Annotated in this window: 13 protein-coding genes; 7 read left to right on the forward strand and 6 right to left on the reverse strand. The window is 56.3% G+C overall.

Translation table 11 applies throughout. From position 1 onward, the window contains the following. Position 1 precedes the first annotated feature (1 nt). From Q0V70_RS02145 to Q0V70_RS02155, 3 genes are read left to right on the forward strand one after another with little or no spacing between them, the layout of a single operon-like run. Positions 2-1,120: a GuaB3 family IMP dehydrogenase-related protein gene (locus Q0V70_RS02145; RefSeq protein WP_297587857.1), complete on the forward strand. Its 1,119-nt coding sequence runs from the start codon at positions 2-4 to the stop codon at positions 1,118-1,120. Next, complete coding sequence (locus Q0V70_RS02150; RefSeq protein WP_297587860.1) at positions 1,117-2,835, forward strand: ATP-binding cassette domain-containing protein; 1,719 nt, start codon at positions 1,117-1,119, stop codon at positions 2,833-2,835. Before Q0V70_RS02145 ends, Q0V70_RS02150 begins: the two co-directional genes overlap by 4 nt. Next, the gene (locus Q0V70_RS02155; RefSeq protein ID WP_297587862.1) at positions 2,832-4,724 is read left to right on the forward strand and encodes an ABC transporter ATP-binding protein; all 1,893 of its coding nucleotides are present in this window, start codon (positions 2,832-2,834) and stop codon (positions 4,722-4,724) included. The genes Q0V70_RS02150 and Q0V70_RS02155 overlap by 4 nt, the downstream gene beginning before the upstream one ends. Positions 4,725-4,955: 231 nt before the next feature. On the opposite strand, the gene Q0V70_RS02160 is transcribed toward Q0V70_RS02155, so the two are convergent. After that, entirely contained in the window at positions 4,956-5,348 is a 393-nt protein-coding gene (locus tag Q0V70_RS02160) for an MmcQ/YjbR family DNA-binding protein (protein WP_297587864.1), read from the reverse strand. A 216-nt stretch (positions 5,349-5,564) separates the two neighbouring features. Between Q0V70_RS02160 and Q0V70_RS02165 the strand changes: the two genes are divergently transcribed. The 4 genes from Q0V70_RS02165 (at position 5,565) to Q0V70_RS02180 (ending at position 11,526) form a co-directional block, all read left to right on the forward strand. After that, positions 5,565-6,047 (forward strand): DUF2975 domain-containing protein, encoded by a 483-nt coding sequence (locus Q0V70_RS02165; protein ID WP_297587866.1) that lies wholly within the window; start codon positions 5,565-5,567, stop codon positions 6,045-6,047. Continuing rightward, entirely contained in the window at positions 6,048-6,266 is a 219-nt protein-coding gene (locus Q0V70_RS02170; RefSeq protein WP_296180560.1) for a helix-turn-helix transcriptional regulator, read from the forward strand. 350 nt (positions 6,267-6,616) lie between these two features. Continuing rightward, entirely contained in the window at positions 6,617-9,904 is a 3,288-nt protein-coding gene (gene ileS, locus Q0V70_RS02175) for an isoleucine--tRNA ligase (protein WP_297587868.1), read from the forward strand. A gap of 368 nt (positions 9,905-10,272) precedes the next feature. Continuing rightward, positions 10,273-11,526 (forward strand): AAA family ATPase, encoded by a 1,254-nt coding sequence (locus tag Q0V70_RS02180; RefSeq protein ID WP_297587870.1) that lies wholly within the window; start codon positions 10,273-10,275, stop codon positions 11,524-11,526. A 42-nt stretch (positions 11,527-11,568) separates the two neighbouring features. Here Q0V70_RS02180 and Q0V70_RS02185 read toward each other — a convergent pair whose 3' ends face one another. The 5 genes from Q0V70_RS02185 to rlmC form a co-directional block, all read right to left on the reverse strand. Beyond that, entirely contained in the window at positions 11,569-12,465 is an 897-nt protein-coding gene (locus tag Q0V70_RS02185; RefSeq protein ID WP_297587873.1) for an aldo/keto reductase, read from the reverse strand. 46 nt (positions 12,466-12,511) lie between these two features. Then, a complete protein-coding gene (locus Q0V70_RS02190) occupies positions 12,512-13,849 on the reverse strand; it encodes an MFS transporter (RefSeq protein WP_297587875.1) in 1,338 nt (445 codons plus the stop codon). Between the two features lie 45 nt (positions 13,850-13,894). Continuing rightward, complete coding sequence (locus Q0V70_RS02195) at positions 13,895-15,253, reverse strand: MFS transporter (RefSeq protein ID WP_297587878.1); 1,359 nt, start codon at positions 15,251-15,253, stop codon at positions 13,895-13,897. Positions 15,254-15,323: 70 nt separating this feature from the next. Continuing rightward, positions 15,324-15,803, reverse strand: a complete 480-nt coding sequence (locus tag Q0V70_RS02200) for an ABC transporter permease (RefSeq protein ID WP_297587881.1) — start codon at positions 15,801-15,803, stop codon at positions 15,324-15,326. Positions 15,804-15,886: 83 nt separating this feature from the next. Continuing rightward, positions 15,887-17,137, reverse strand: coding sequence for a 23S rRNA (uracil(747)-C(5))-methyltransferase RlmC (gene rlmC / locus Q0V70_RS02205; RefSeq protein ID WP_297587882.1), 1,251 nt, complete (start codon positions 17,135-17,137; stop codon positions 15,887-15,889). Positions 17,138-17,180 lie beyond the last annotated feature (43 nt).

A 17,180-nucleotide genomic window follows, 5' to 3' on the forward strand; every position in this document is an offset into this window, starting at 1 on the left:
CATGAATGAAGAAGTCCAGATTGGGCGCGGTAAGCGGGGACGTCGAGCCTATTCTTTCGATCAAATCGCGGTGGTTCCCTCGCGCCGCACGCGAGATCCTCGCGATGTCTCGCTAGCTTGGCAATTTGACGCTTATTACATGAAAGTTCCGGTCATGGGAGCGCCGATGGATTCGGTGATGAGCCCGCAAAATGCCATCGCCTTGGGAAAGATGGGCGGAGTCGGAGTCCTGGACTTGGAGGGGCTGTGGACCCGATACGTTGACCCTCTGCCCCTATACGAAGAACTGGCAGAACTCGACGAAGGTGGAGCGAAAGCCACCGCTAAGCTGCAGGAAATTTACAACGAGCCCATCAAGCCGGAGTTAATGCGGGCCAGGTTAGAGGAAATCAAAGCTGCTGACGTCATCGTGGCCGGAGCTATGAGCCCGGCCGGCACCCAAAAATTGTGGGAACATGTGGCGGATTCGGAGCTTGATCTGTTCGTGGTACGCGGTTCTACCGTGTCCGCGGATCATGTTTCCTCCCAAGCAGAACCGCTGAATCTCAAGCAATTCGTGCATCAGGTGGACATTCCGGTTATTGTCGGGGGTGTTGCCACCTATACCGGAGCGCTACACCTGATGCGTACTGGTGCGGCCGGAGTGCTGGTGGGATTCGGCGGGGGAGCCGCCTCCACCACTCGCCGCACCATGGGTATCCACGTGCCGATGGCGACGGCGGTAGCGGATGTAGCGGCGGCACGACGGGACTTCTTGGATGAATCCGGTGGCAGGTATGTCCACGTTATCGCTGATGGCGGCATCGGCTTTGCGGGAGACGTGGTGAAAGCCATTGCTTGCGGGGCTGATGCGGTCATGTTGGGTAGCGCTTTGGCCAGGGCTCACGAGGCGCCCGGGCACGGCTGGCACTGGGGAAGTGAGGCGCACCACTCGACCTTGCCGCGCGGTTCCCGGGTCAAAGTCGGCACAGTCGGCACCTTGGAACAGGTTATGTTCGGTCCTGCCGACAACGCCGAAGGGACCCTTAACATGATGGGAGCCCTGCGTCGTACGATGTCCACGACAGGTTATACCGACGTCAAGGAACTCCAGCGAGTCGAAGTGGTCACCAGCTATTGAGCACCTCCCACGTAGTCCCAAAAAAGACAGGTAAACCCCAGTTTGCTACGCTGCAAACTGACGCGGGACGCCGCGCTAATCGCGTGGTGCTCGGGCTGTTTTGGCTCATGACCCTTGGCATGATTACGGTGTTTGTTTCGGCGGGGCAGATTTTGGATTCCTACCTACACCCCGAATGGTCTTTTCCGGCCACCCTTTACTGGGTGCTCGCAATTGTGGGCATCGTCCTGGTATTTGGGGCACACTTTTCGTTGTCACGGCGCTCGACGCGGTCCCAGATATGTGAGGAAAACCACGTCCGAAAAGTTCTTTTGACCCAGAGTTTTCGCACCGGACCCGCGCGGATGAATCAGGAAAGCGCTGGAAGAGTCGTGGCGTTGGCGACCGAATCAGCCGAAAAGTTTACCCGGTATCGTCAAGGGTTCCTGCCCCAGGTGCAAGGCTCTTTCAGCGCACCGGTGCTGATAGTGGCGGCGATGGGGATTTTTGTGCACCCGTTCCTGGCACTGTTACTAGCACTGTGCCTGCCGTTGGCAGCTGGGACGGTGTGGCTGTTTCAAAAACTCTTTCGGCGTTCCTCGGCGAAATCTGCACGGGCACGGGCAGCTTTAGCAGCAAACTACCTGGAAGTATTGCAGGGACTCACAACCCTGCAGCTACTGGGGGTAGCAGACCGGACAGGGGACAAACTGGAGAAGGTGGGCGAAGATAATCGGCGAGCCACCATGAGCCTGCTGCGTTCCAATCAAGTCATTATTTTTGTACTCGATACAGTGTTTTCGCTGTTCGTCATCACGTCTGTGGCTGCTTTGTCAATGTACTTGGTGTCTCTCGGAGAGATGACCTTGGGCAAAATGGTGATGGCGCTGGGTCTGGCGATGTTGCTGTTGGAACCGATTGACCACTTCGGGGCGTTTTTCTATGTAGCGATGGGCGGACGGGGAGCCGGGCGGGCCATCTTAGGATTCATGCACTCGCGGGCCAGCCATTCGGATGCCAGCTGCGAGGATGCCTCCGTAGCTCTTCACGGTTATGCTGAAGTTGCGGGTGAGGACCTTCCCGCGGGAGATGCTGAGATTCCCGCGGCGTATCTGGAAAATGTGGGAGTGCGCTACGGGAATCAGCAGGTCCTCCAAGGGGTGAACCTCAGAGTGTCTCCTGGCGAACGCGTGGCGATTGTGGGGGATTCTGGACAGGGCAAAACCACCTTATTGAACGTAATGAAGGGATTTTTGACTCCATGTGAGGGCCGGGTAGAGGTCGCCGGGAATACCGTTGAATTGGCGCAACGCTCGGCGCTGGTCAGCCAAAATACCTGGTTGTTTACCGGCACCGTGCGGGAAAACCTCCAGATGGCAGCCCCGCAGGCGTCTGATACCGAATTGTGGGATGCTTTGCGAGCGGCGCATCTTGACGCCGAAATCCAACAGATGCCGCTGGGGTTGGACACTGCCTTAGGCGAGAACGGGATGGGGCTTTCGAGCGGACAGAAACAGCGTCTCAGCTTGGCACGGGCCATCGGGAGTGGTCGAAAAATTTTGTTGCTGGATGAAGCGACTTCCCAAGTTGATTTGAATTCTGAGCGAAAAATTTTGGAGGCCCTCCAAGCACTGGGACATGACTATACGCTCATCATGGTGTCACACCGCGGGGCTCTGACCGCGCTGGCAGACCGTGTTTTGCGGGTAGAATGCGGAAGGTTGGTGGAGCGGTGACACCCCTGAACAACGCATCAGACTCAGAGAACGTCGCGCCCTCTCTCACGGCGGAGAACAGGGGCGGTTCCCCGTCCGTAACGCGTCCTTCCGCACCAGCCACGGCGGGACTGCGGACAGTTATTCGCTGGCTGCTATCCGCGACTCGCACAGTGTTGGGGCCGGTAGCCGCTTCCACCCTTGCCAGGCTGGTCGATCAAATCCTGGGCATAGTTCTGTTCACCATACCGGCAGTATTGGTTACGAACCTGGTGATGAGCAGTCTAGACTGCGGTTGTGTCCGCAGCGTGTCCGCCAATGTGGGGGGACTGCTCACGGTGATGGCGGGGACCGCGCTTCTGAAAGGTTTGGCTCGGTATCTGGAACAATACTGGGGCCACTTGGTTGCCTTCAAGGCCTTGGAACTGTTGCGTAGCCAAGCCTACCGTGCCATTTATCCCCAAGCTCCCGCCATCGTGACTGATAATCACAGCGGAGACCTCTTGGCACGGCTCACGAAAGATATAGATCGTATCGAAGTATTCTTTGCCCACACTTTCGCACCCGCGATAACGGCATTTCTGGTTCCCGGCATTGTTACCGCGGTGACATTTGCAGTTACACCCTGGCAATTTGGCGTAGCCGTGGCAGGAATTCTCATCGTAGGACTTCTGATACCTTGGTGCGGTATATTTTCTGGGCACGTGGCGGCGCGCAATAAACTCGCAGCTCGCGGCCATGTCGCTGCGGATGTCACTGACTCGCTGGGAGGTTTGGCGGAAGTCGTGGGATACGGCCTGTGTGAAGCGCGTCTCTCCGGCAGTGAAAAGTTGGGCGAGGAACTGGTTCGAGCCAGCCTGCGCGAGACCAACAAGTCAGCATTCCGCGGCGCGTTCCTCTCCGCGTGGCGAATGGCTGCAGTGCTGATTTTGCTGGCGGTGGGGGTTGTGCTGTATCAGGCAGGCTCACTGGAAATGGCCACCTGGATAGCGATACTGTTTGCGGTTTTGCGTTGCTGGGACGGGTTTAAAGCTGTGGTGGATTTTGGAACCGAACTGAATACCTCCCTGGCTGCGGCGCGACGTGTCTACCAGCTGACCCATGCCGGACTGGAGTTATGTGAGGGGCAGGAAAACGTGCGGCAAACCACCCCTTTGGCCGTGGAATTTTGCCAGGTTAGCTTTCGCTATTCCGAACCAACCAACGCAGCCCCACGGCTTGACGCAGCACCGGGGACCATCGAACAAGTCAACCTCAAGTTAACGCCTGGCTCGTGGACCGCCCTGGTGGGGGCGACAGGCGGCGGAAAGTCGACCCTGGCGCGACTGTTGCTACGTTTCTACGATCCTGATGCGGGAACAATCCTTCTGGACGGGCACAGTTTGAGCGATTATCGACTCGAGTCCCTGCGTAAAGCGGTGTCTCTAGTCAGCGCTGAGTCAACAATTTTCGATATGACTATCGCGGAAAACTTACGTCTGGCTAGCCCGCACGCCAGTGAAAGCCAACTGTGGTGGGCTTTGGCGATGGTAGGAATGGATGCGGAAGTGAAAGCAATGCCGGGGGGACTGCAGCATCGCGTTTCTTCACGAGGGGTGGCACTCAGTGGGGGGCAAGGCCAGCGGCTTTCCCTGGCTCGTGCCCTCCTGCGCCAATCCCCAATCCTCATCTTGGACGAACATACGGCGCACCTGCCTGCACCTTTAGCTTCCCGTATCAACGACAATCTACGCGGCCTCACACCCCGTCCCACCATTTTGGAGATTACGCACAACCTGGATCAGATTGCCCAAGCTGATTGGGTTGCGGTGCTGGATTTGGGCCACATTGTAGAACAGGGGAAACCGCAGATTCTCCTGGCGAATCGGGATTCGGCACTGTGCCGCCTGCGAGGTCAAAGAATGCCGTAACTCTCCGCTCACCCACGCCATTCCAGACCCGGCTGGCGCAGAGAGACCTATTGGGCTAATCCCCCAGGCTAATGCTTCCGAAAGCAATTACTTGATAGGCGCCGGCATTTACGATGTGACCGGAGCTATTGCGGAGAATGATGCTTTCGGATACGCCTCGCACAAAGAGATGAAAGGTCTGCAGCAACGTGATGATTGGCATCACCCACTCGCACGTGGCGCGGGGCGAGGCTAGGCCTCCGAGCTGGGCCAGTGGCGCAGGGAATCGGGCAGGTGTGGGCGGGACTTGATTGGCAGACGTGAGACCACGTTCAGGTAAGATTCCTGAACCAGCACTTTCAACAGTTCCAGGTCGACTTCCGCGCCGGGGTACACGCTGATCCAGCGGTTTTTGTTCATATGCCAGCCGGGGGTGATTTCCGCGTAACGCTGGGTCAGCGCCAAGCCGTCCTCCGGCAGCACGGCCAAGTTCACGACCGGGGTGCCGTGGGCCTCCACCATCACCACGAACCACTTCCCACACACTTTTACGGCCTCCCACTGCGGGGAATACACCCACGGCTCAGCGCCGGGCAGTTCCAACGCCGCTGCCCGAGCCTGATCCCACAACTCCTCGGTTTTCATACGTCCCCCTCGTGACTGGTAGTTGGACTTCAATCTGACGTGCCCAGATGTTTGTCTGGCAGAATGTTCACTCTAAACTGTAGCGTTTTCACAAGTTTTGTGGGTTTCTCTGGCTGGTGAGTGAATTGTTCCAGAGGCCTAACCGGGCGTGGCTACGGGCCGGTTCGTGCAGTAATACCTATTGAAAAACGATATATAAGTATCGATAATCGATATATGAAGTTTTCTCGAGCTTACGTAATTTTGTCGCAAGTTGCCTTGATTGCAGCTCTTCCCGGGGTGTTGTTACTCCAGTTGTTTTGCGTATATGCGGCATGGGAAACGGGAGAGGAATTCCCCGAGGTCCGCCACCTGGTTGTACCCTACGCACTGGCGGCAGTAGCGGCGCTCATTTGTGTGCAGGTACTGATTGTGGCGTTGATGATGCTGGTAAGGGCAGTTAGCAAAGGAGCTTTTTTTACTGCTAAGACCATGAAATGGATTAATTTAGCGCGTCTCATGGTTGCTGTCGGTCCCGGTATCGTCGCGCTAACCGGGGGGCACATGAGCATTTTTGCACCGGCAACCAGACCGGAGCCGCCACTTTTATTCCTCGGCGGAATAGTTTTGGGAGTGGGGCTATTCTCCTTGGTCAGCCTGGCTAAGAGTATTTTTCAAGCCGCACTGGACGATGTAGCAGAATTAGCGGAGGTCATCTAAGTGATTACGGTAAATCTGTCGGTGTTGCTGGCCCAGCGGGGTATGTCGGTTCAGGACTTTGCCCAGGCTGTAGACATTACCGCGGCGAATGTTTCGATATTGAAAAATGGTCACGCCAAGGCAATCCGTTTTTCCACCTTGGACAAAATCTGCCAAGTTTTGGAGTGCCAGCCAGGAGACATTTTGAGCTATACCCCGCAGGGAAAGAATCCGTCCTGACCGTTGGGCTTTTTGAACCTCGGGCAAAACAGTCACCTTGTTTGAGTCCAGAGTAAAAACTGGATAGAGTGGAGTCCGCGTTGAACCGGTCCGGGCTGTTGGGTCCGGGTATCGCCGGGGAGCTTCGGAAAGAACGGTTGCGTGCCGTGCACGCGACTCATTAGACTCCGACGGGCAGGCCCGTAACAGCTGTATTGAGCGGCTCACTTGGCCAACTCAATAGTCTGGCCGCACCGATTGTCGGTACCTTGACTATTGCGGGACCACGTGAGCAAGCGAGGTGGTACCGCGCCCACCGACAGAGTGTCGCAGGCGTCCTCGTGAATGAACGATTCGCGATAAGGACGAAGATGAGCGAGAAAAAACGCGGGTTCTATCCCAAACACCGGGATACTTCCCTGGACGCCAGCCCGAATTTTCCGAGCCTTGAAACTGAAACTCTGGCATTTTGGGCTACGGATCATACTTTCCAGGCTTCTGTAGATGCCCGTCCCGCTGGTCAAGACGGCAGTAACGAGTTCGTGTTCTACGATGGACCGCCCTTTGCCAATGGCTTGCCGCACTATGGCCACCTGTTAACCGGCTACGTGAAAGACATCGTGGGGCGTTACCAGACCATGCGCGGCCACCGCGTGGAGCGGCGCTTTGGGTGGGACACGCACGGTCTGCCCGCCGAGCTGGAAGCGGAACGTATTCTCGGTATCGAGGACAAGGAACAAATCGATGGCCCGGGCGGAATGGGGATTGAGGCCTTTAACCAGGCCTGTCGTGAGTCGGTACTGAAATATACCAAAGAGTGGGAAGAATATGTGACGCGCCAGGCGCGCTGGGTCGACTTTGGAAATGACTACAAGACCCTCGACCCCACTTTTATGGAATCGGTCATTTGGGCGTTTAAGACCCTGTATGACAAGGGGCTCATCTACGAAGGCTTTAAGGTGCTGCCTTACTGCTGGCACGACGGAACGCCCCTGTCGAACCACGAACTTAAGATGGATGACGACATCTATCAAAACCGCACCGACCAAACAGTCACGGTGGGGCTGCGTCTGCGTGACACCGACGAGATGGTGCTGATTTGGACCACGACCCCGTGGACGTTGCCCAGCAACCTAGCGGTCGCCGTTGGGGAGGACATCGACTACGTGCGCGTCACGCCGACCCAGGGGGAACTGCAGGGACAAACCGTCATCCTAGCCCAGGCTCGCTTGGCGGCTTATGAAAAAGAACTTGGGGAAAACCCGCAGGTATCCGCAGCTTTCAAAGGCTCCGAACTGGTCGGCCTGGGGTACTATCCCATTTTTGATTACTTTGAAGATGTGAAAGCCGCCGCCATCGCCGATGGCACGGCAGACCAACCGGGACACGTGGGACCGGGGTCGAAAGCCTGGACCATCATCGGCGCAGACTTCGTGTCCACCGAGGACGGCACCGGGCTGGTGCACCTCGCCCCGGCCTTTGGTGAGGACGATATGAACGTTTGCGCTACCCAGCAAATCGGGGTGGTCATGCCGGTAGACGGAAACGGAGTCATCACCGCGGAAGTTCCAGATTACGCGGGAAAGAACGTTTTTGAGGCAAACCGCTACATCATCGCCGACCTGCGCGACGAAACCGGCCCGGTGGCGACCCGTGAGGCGCGCCAGCGTCCCTACCTGGTGAAGGTCGCCTCTTACGAACATTCCTACCCGCACTGCTGGCGTTGCCGCCAACCGCTCATCTACAAGGCAGTGTCCTCGTGGTTCGTGCGCGTTACTGAGTTCCGCGACCGCATGGTGGAATTGAATCAGCAAATCACCTGGACACCGGAGCATACCAAGAACGGTATCTTTGGTAACTGGCTGGCCGGGGCGCGCGACTGGTCGATTTCGCGCAACCGTTTCTGGGGTTCCCCAATTCCGGTATGGAAGTCGGACAATCCCGCCTATCCGCGCATTGATGTCTACGGCTCTTTTGCGGAACTGGAACGGGACTTTGGGGTCAAGATCGATAACCTCCACCGTCCGTTCATTGACGGGCTAACCCGCCCGAATCCCGATGATCCCAGCGGAAAATCCACGATGCGCCGCGTCCCGGAAGTGTTGGACTGCTGGTTTGAATCCGGGTCTATGCCCTACGCCCAGGTCCACTATCCCTTTGAAAATCGGGAATGGTTCGAGACACATTACCCCGGCGACTTCATCGTGGAGTACATCGGCCAGACCCGTGGCTGGTTCTATACCCTGCACGTATTGGCGACCGCACTGTTCGACCGGCCGGCGTTCTTGAACTGTATCTCGCACGGTATCGTCCTGGGTGATGACGGGCGCAAGATGAGTAAATCGCTGCGCAACTACCCGGACGTTAACGAAGTTTTCGACAAGTACGGTGCGGACGCGATGCGTTGGTTCCTGATGAGCTCCCCGGTGGTCAGCGGGGGCAACCTGATTGTGACCGATAAGGGTATTCGCGACACGGTGCGGCAAACGATTCTGCCGGTGTGGAACGCCTACTACTTCTTTACCCTCTATGCCGGCACCTGTCAGCAGGGCGCGGGCTACGAGGCGAAGCCCGTGGACGTGGATGATGCCGCGAGCGTCAACGCGCTGCCGATGATGGACCGTTATCTGCTGTCTGCCGCGCGCCAGCTGTTCCACGATTTGCGCACGGAGTTGGATAACTTCCACATCCCGGAGGCTTGTGAACACGTCCGCCAATTCACCGAGGTGTTGAACAATTGGTACATTCGCATTTCCCGCCAGCGTTTTTGGGACGAGGACCCGGCTGCCTTTGACGTGCTCTACACCGTGTTAGAGGCGCTGATGCGGGCGATGGCTCCGCTGCTGCCTTTGATTTCAGAAGAAGTCTGGCGGGGGCTGACCGGTGGTCGTTCCGTACACCTGATGGACTACCCGAACTGGGACGATGCTGTCTACGATGGCGCGCTCGTGGACGCTATGAACGAGGTGCGCGATGTGGTGTCCTGCGCTCACGCCTTGCGCAAGGGCGCTAACCTGCGGGTGCGTTTGCCGCTGAGCCGCCTCCAGGTGGTCGCCGCGGATCCGGAGGCTCTGCGTGACTACACGGCGCTCATTGCCTCCGAGGTCAACGTCAAGTCCGTGGAGGTGCTCGGCGTTGCCGAGTCCGGATTGCAATCAAGCCAGGAACTGACGCTCAACCCCAAGGCTTTTGCCCCCGAGGTGCGCAAACTCACTTCTGCGTTGTTCCAGGCGCAAAAGTCCGGTCAGTGGCGCTTGGACGGTGACGCGGTGGTGTTCGACGGGGTGGAACTCGGTGGACAGCCGGTGCGCCTCACGGGTGAACAGTTCGGGCTGGTGACAAAGGTTGCAGCCGAGCCGGGAACCGTCGCCGATGTGCTGGATAGCGGCACTTTTGTGGTGCTGGACACCGAAGTGACCGAGGAACTGGAAGCGGAAGGTTACGCCCGCGATGCGATTCGCGCGGTGCAAGACGCGCGTAAGAACGCGGGTCTGGACGTGGCTGATCGCATTGACCTGACGCTTGGTGTGCCCGCCGATTACCTCGAATGGGTGAAGACTCACGAAGCTCTCATCGCCGGGGAAACCCTGGCCGTGTCCGTGAGGGTCAACTCTTCAAGCGGTAAGGAACTGGAAATCGTGGTCGCCAAACACGTTTAAAAATCTTTTCAGAAAATTTCATAGCGAAGGGCGATAATCTTCCGGATTACCGCCCTTCGACCTATTTACGATTCATTTTCCCTCGTGGTGTCTTGTCTCTTAGGTTAATGTGGGGTAGCGCGGCAACAAGACAGAAATAATACTGAGATGGGTACTGCGGTAAGCCCTACCGACAGTGAGAGTTTCACCGCTCTTTCCGTCTATACTCCAAACGCCACGAAGTCAAGTGTTTGTAAAAAACGCTGAGAATCTGATAGAAATGGATGTAAGAGGAGCCTCATCTAGGTGGAGGCCGGGTCAGAGGAATTCCGGCATTCTGTCTAAAATCCCGAGAGAACGAGGCGAAAACACGCGAAAGTGGCGGAGAGATGCGCAAACTTTTTATACTTTACGGTCCGCAGGGGGCCGGTAAGACGACGTTTGTGCAGGAAAATAAGCTCGATGAGTTTTCCGTCAATGCTGATGAAGTGCGCCGCATGTTTTCCCGCTATGTTCCTGCTCTCGATGGCGACAAGGTCTTAATAGCCGGGGAGCATTTGCAGCGTTTGACTCGCCGCATTGTGCAAGAACAAGCTGATAACCTGATGTTTCTGGGCTCTCCGGTCATTATTGATGCTGTCAACGCCTCGCCCCGCTCACGTTCGCAGTGGGAAGCACTGGCGGATTCGCACGGTTACGATGTCTTAGCGGTGGACTTTACCCAGGTTAGTCGCGAAGAATTGCTGTCCCGTAACCTCAAACGCGGGGGAGACCGGATTCCTGATATCGAGTCATTCTTGGATCGATTCGATTCCGTTCCGCCGCCGCAGACCATCACCCCGGCACAGATGCAGGATTGTTTTAAAACTTGCCAGGTTGACCTGGGAAATCGGCCGGTACGAGTGGTTGGAGATGTACAGTCCTGCGGGGGCGCCTTAGAACAGGCCGTGGCGGAACTGGGCACTCCGGACGCCAAGTGGATTTTCGTGGGCGACCTTTTTGACCGCGGTCCCGATGCCGGAAAAGTCTGGAAAATCCTGCGCTCCGTAGACAACGTGGTGATTACCGGAAACCACGAGAAATCCCTTTTGAACGCCTTGAAAGGACGAGGCACAAAGAGCGCCACCGAGGAATCCATGAAACAATTGCTGACCGCTGGTGCGACCCGCCAACAACTCGAAGATTGGTATCGTTCCACCGTGCCGTTCTATGACTTCCGAGTCGGGGGGACGCCCGCCACGCCCTCAGTTTCCGAGGCTCAGGGAACGAAATCTGGACCGGAGAAACGCCCGGGGGCTCGCGAATATTTTGTATCCCACGGCGGGGTATATCCAGAAACCATCAGAGAAATCCGCCGCACCGGCTACTGTGATTTACCTGATGATTACTTTATCTTCGGAGTGGGGACGCGCGCCAACACCTACCGGCGGCGCTATGAGTTTAAGAACTTCCCCGAAATGGGGGATCGCGAAATCGTCCAACTGCACGGGCACCGCAACGAAAGCCGAGAAAACTTTGTGAACCCCGGGGTCATCGACCTCGAATCCGGCGTAGAAAAGGACGGTTGGCTTTCGGTTTACGCTATCGATGGCGTTACTGGTGAGGGCCAGATTCACAAGTACCACGAGCCGCGGGATCGATGACCGCAACACGTTGGTGATGCCAGTCAAAAGCCCGAGAAACGTTTATTTCGCGCCGTTTACGTGGTCGGGGTGCGATCCGGTGCGGCCCGCCTCGCCCCGATCTAAACTGTCGAGAGCCGCTCGCGCGGGCGCATCAAGTGCAAACTCCAGCACGGCAAAGTTTTCCCGCATCCGCTCAACATGATTCGACTTTGGGATGACCACGTCGCCGCGCTCTAATGCCCAACGCAACACAACTTGAGCCGGTGTCCGCCCCAGACGTTTGGCGGTCTCAATCAAAACCGGGGTGTCAAAGAACCGGCCCCGTGCCAGGGGAGACCAGGCCTCAATGACCCCGCCATGCGCTTTGGTGAATTCCCTAACCGTGTTATTGGCAAACCACGGGTGTACTTCAACCTGGTTGACCTGCGGAAAAATCCCCGTCTCAGTTATTAGTCGCTGCAGATGCGAAACTTCAAAGTTCGACACTCCCACGTGACGGGCTCTCCCATCAGCCACGAACTCCTGCAACACCCGCCACAAACCGGGATAGTCCCCGCCGTAAGCCTCGGGCATCGGCCAGTGAATGAGGAACAAATCCACGTAATCAGTTTGCAGACGCTGCAATGATTCGGCGAAAGCGCGGCGGGCCACATCGGGCTCATGATGGGGATTGTTTAGTTTAGTGGTTATGAAGAACTCGCTGCGCGTGATTCCCGATGCTCGCAGAGCTGCGCCAACTTCCGCTTCGTTGCCATACATTTGCGCGGTGTCAATGTGCCGATATCCCACTTCCACAGCGTTTTCTACGATTTCTTGGGCATTTTCGGGAGCAATTTTATAAGTGCCGAAACCCAGCTGTGGAATTCTCGCCATCGGAGAACCTGACCTGTCCTCCCCGCCTCCGAGGGGAAGCAACGGAACCCCAAAACTATCCACTATGGCTTGTGACTGCGTCATTTTTCCTCCATTCTGGCGGCGGGGCCGCCTGAGGGTATCAAGCCGATTATTCTACGGATTTCACCTTGAAAATCATCGCCCCGCCGATAAGGAACATTACGGCCATAACGCTAAACAGGACTGTGTAACCCACGGAATAGCTGGCTATGAGGGTAATGACCGGAACCCCAAAGATGGGGGCTAACACCTGCGGGACAGTTGCAGAAATATTGAAAACACCTAGGTCACGGCCGGAATCGTCGGTGGGAGGAAGGACTCGGGTGGTGATTGCAAAGCTCACCGCGATGAAAATACCGTGGCCAATCCCAATAAAGATTGCCGCTAAAATCGTCCAGCTCCAAGTTTGCACGAACGCGAGGATGAGGCTGCCAATCGCCATGATGACCGAGGAAATAAAGATGAGCCGGCGGTACTTCATCAGATAATCGGCGACAAAACCGATGATGAAGGCGCAAATCATGGTGAGCACCGCGTAAATCGTGGACAAAATCAGCACGCCGGTGGTTGGACTCGGGTAATGCAACACATCTCCGAGGTAATACAGCAGGTAAAGCGCTATCGTCATGAAAGGCGTGAACATCAGGAGGCGGGAAAGCCAAGTCCAGATGAAATCCGGGTATTTGCGCGGCGGAATCCAGAATCGCTGGAAAAACCTTTTGATCGTGATGGGTTCTCGGCGAGCGCCGAGGAAACGGTCATTAGAGTTCCACAAATAGGGAGCCACACAGATGGTCAGCAGCAACGCTAGAGCGACATAAGCTACCACGATACCCATGTAGTCGTCGATTATGTTCGTACACAGGGTCGCCAAGCCAACCCCTAGCAAAGCACCCAGGTTTTGTCCGGCTCCCAACCAGCCGCCCATTTCTCCGCGGTACTCAACCCTGACTGAATCGTTCGGAATGGCGTTGGTGGCGATAAATGCGGCGTTTAGTGCCGCCTGGGTCAAAACCCATGTTCCCGCCAAAGACGCGGGACACCACGCCAAAGTCAAACCTGCGAGCGCGAAAACTCCACATAAAACCCCGCCCAAAACCCAAGGCGCCCGACGTCCGTATTTTGAGTAAGTCCGGTCAGATAGCGCTCCAAAAATGGGGGTGGCAATCATCGCCATAAATGCCCCGCAGCCGGTGACCACAGAGAGAACAATCTCTTTGTGGTCGTGAGCAATCATCGAGGCTTGCAGGCCGATGAGGAGCTGAATGGGGGCAAATAAACAAGCATAAATCCCGACTTGGGTGAGCAAGAGGGAAAATTTCCACTTGGTTTTGGGGACTTCCAGCGGTTCAATCGTTTCCTTCTTGGCGTGAAAAATGCCGGGTGACCAGGAACGCGGCCACCGACGTGGTCCTTGCGTTGCGGGAGTCAAATCCGAAATATTCACGGGTTAAGCCTAACGTTAAAACAGCTGAATACAGTGCGATTTCGATTAATGCGGGGGTAAAGTTGGCAAATTTTTCAGGGTCAGGAGGTATAACCCCACGGACGCGAGCTGCGAAATGACGGAAACGGTAACCATCGCGGGGATATTGATGTCATAGAGGGCTCCTATCAGCCAAGACCCGAGGAACCAAGCAATTCCGAAGCCGGTTTCAAAAATCCCGAACCCGGTGGCGCGCCAATCCTTGGGTATAATTTTGGCTACCGCGGCTTTCATGATGCTTTCTTGGGCGCCCATTCCCAGCCCCCACAGCACGATGCCAAAGCTGATGAACCAAGGGTTTCCGCTCAGGAATACGAATGCTGAAAACGGTGCCGTCAGAAGGGTTGAGATAATTAGCGCCCGCAAGCCAATACGGTCGAACCAGGTTCCAAAAATGAGCGCGGCGATGGCGTCGACCGCCATTGCCCCCGCGTAGAGCAGCGCTAATGCCGCTTTCGGGAATGCCGCAGTTTTTGCAGCATGCAGAGTAATCAGCGTGAAGTCCGCGAAACCGAAAGCGAACAAGCAGATAGCGGCCATATAGAGGGCAAAAGTTCGGTTGAAACGAAAACCGGGGGTGACAGCGGAAACGGAGGGCAACGCGCTTGTGGGGGTGCCGTTCGTAAGGGTCTCGCCGGTCGGGTCGGGCGCACAAGGTTCTCGGGGCGGGTCAGTCGGGACGTGGGTGTTTTCCGGGAGGGTGGCGGGTTGGTCAAAATTTTCGGGGTGCGGATAGAAGCGCCAAGCTAACACGGTGAACGCGATGGTGATGAGTGCGGGAATGCCCAGGGTGAGAAAGCCGAGGCGGTAAGTCCCGAACAGGTCTTGCGTGCCGATAATCAGACCGACGAGGAACAGCAGCAGGGGACCCAGGAATGCGCCGAGTTGGTCGAGGAATTCCTGCAGCGCGAAGCCCTTACCAGTACCGATTTCGTCCGCCGCAAAGCTGACCAGGGTGTTTTTTGCGGGTTTCTTAATAGCTTTGCCCACGCGTTCCAAAACCACCAGGCTGCAGGCAAAAATCCAGCCATTGTCGGGAACGAGCGCGAGAGCAGGAATGGCCAACACCTGGATGGTGTAGCCAAAAATAATCAAGCCCCAGTAGTGCCTGGTCTTGTCAGCCCAAAAGCCTGAGAGCAGGCGCAACGAGTAGCCGCACAGTTCCCCGAAACCAGAGACAAAACCGATGGCTGCTGCCGATGCCCCGGTCAGGTTCAGATACTCACCCAAAACCGAGCGAGCGCCCTCGTGAGTCATATCCGAGAACATGGACACGATACCCATCAGGACAATAAACGTGAACGCTCCGCGCGAAATAGTCCGCGACCAGCGAGGATTGTTTTGTTGCTCCGAATCCGAGGACACCGCGGTTTCTATGCTAGTAGTTCAGGGGTAATCACGCCCATAGGTTAGACGGGCGTTCAGGGTATAGGTTTCAAAATAGAGTCAGCAGGTAGCCATCGATTAGGGCGATGGCAAAGTACATGATGAACGCCCTGATGAAAGCGGAGATGTGCTTTCGTGGGTCCTGGTAGAGAGCGGGTTGGGGGAGCTTTGAGAATCTGATGCGCGGGGTACGTCGCCACCACAGCAAATCAATGACAATTAGGTCGAAAACGTTCAAGGTTTGTCCGAGAATCAGCAGGGAGAGGAAATTTTGCGCAAAGTTGCTCTGGCGGATAAATATCCCGAAAACAAATAATATGACTAGGAAGAGGAGAAAATTGGCGGTAAAGGTTAGGAAAGGATTCTTATCCTGGAACCGGTGTTGGTATTCCGGGATAGCACGGATCCGGCTTTGCACCGCATCGGGGTAAGAACTGTAGTTCTGTAAGTTTTTAGCATCGGTGCCAGTTCCTAAAATGCAGAGCATGAACAATACCGCGCACAAAACGGCCGTTTCTATAAACAACATACGATTTACTCCCAATCATTTTCGGCCTGAGTGGTAGTTGTCTGGACTTATCCTCCCATAGAGCTTGTTATGTGGCTCAATCACTACCTTGACAGCAATACCAAAGTTTCGAGGTGTGAGGTATGTGGGAACATGTCTACCAGTTTGGCTGCGGTAATTCGGTAGGAACGCATTCGGCGTAGGTCCTCCACCAGGGTTTCCTGGAAACAGGAGGAATAGATGAGGTGGGGGATACCGGAGTGCTCCAGCCAGGAGGATAATTCGGGCCCGAGCCCGCGCCGCGGCGGGTTCACCACCACCAAATCTGGCGGTACAAGTTTTTGATTAGTAGCCCACTTAGTCGCATCGGCGGTAATGAAATGCGGCCTAGCCACAGCGTCACCGCGAGAGATCGCAAGTGTGTTCTCAACGCCCTGCCCCACCGAACCAGCCGCCGTCACACCCGCCATTTCGGCTACGGCCTTCTGCGCGCCAATAATAGCCGGTCCCACGACTTCCACGCCCGTCACCTGCGCAACCCCGGCGGAACTCAGTGCAAAGGCAAATCCGCCGACACCGCAATACAAATCCCAAGCGGTTTTCGGGTGGAGTTCGCGTGCCCAAGCAGCAGCTTGTGTATACATAGCCTGAGATGCGGCGGTATTTGTCTGGAAAAACGCCCCCGGCGCCAGCCATAAATCCGTGCCGATACCGGGCATCGAAATAAACTTTTCCTCCGAAAGGATGATTTCCTCCCGGCCTTCAATGACGGTGGTATGTTCGGGCTGAATATTTACCGAAAACACCCGCAGGTCGGGCAACTCGGCCTGAAGCTCGGACCACGTATTTTCAATCCGATGTAGGGCAGCTTTAGATCGCAACACCAAGCGAACCATCAATTCGCCCGCAGGATTGGCGCTTACCAGCACATATTTGACTTCGCCCTTAGCGGTGGCGATATTGTAGGGGCGAGCTCCGAGGCGCTGTAGCCAAGTCCGAATAGGCGCGAAAGCGGCGCGAATTGCCGGTGCATACAGCGGACACGACTCTAAATCGACGCCAGCGGGAAAATCCTTAGTGGGGGCCAGTCCGAGCACAATCGACTTCTTGGACCCCGACACCACCATCTTTGCCTTATTGCGAAATTCTTTCTGGGGACTGCGGAAGGTTGGCAGCCACTCGCACTGCGACTTCGCAGCGAGTGGCTGAGCGGGATTTCGCCGTGAGGAGGGACGGTCCAGAGAGGCCAAAGCTCGGCGTGAGGCCCGTTCCTTGTCCCGCACCTGCTGGCTGTAAGGCACCCCCATGAGGGGACACGACCGGCAGACCCGCGCCTCAAAGTATTCGCAAAACATGTCTTCAAGTCTAAGGCCAAGCCAAGCTGGTGGCATTAAGCTG

The sequence above is a fragment of the uncultured Mobiluncus sp. genome (assembly GCF_947087965.1).
Taxonomy (GTDB): domain Bacteria; phylum Actinomycetota; class Actinomycetes; order Actinomycetales; family Actinomycetaceae; genus Mobiluncus.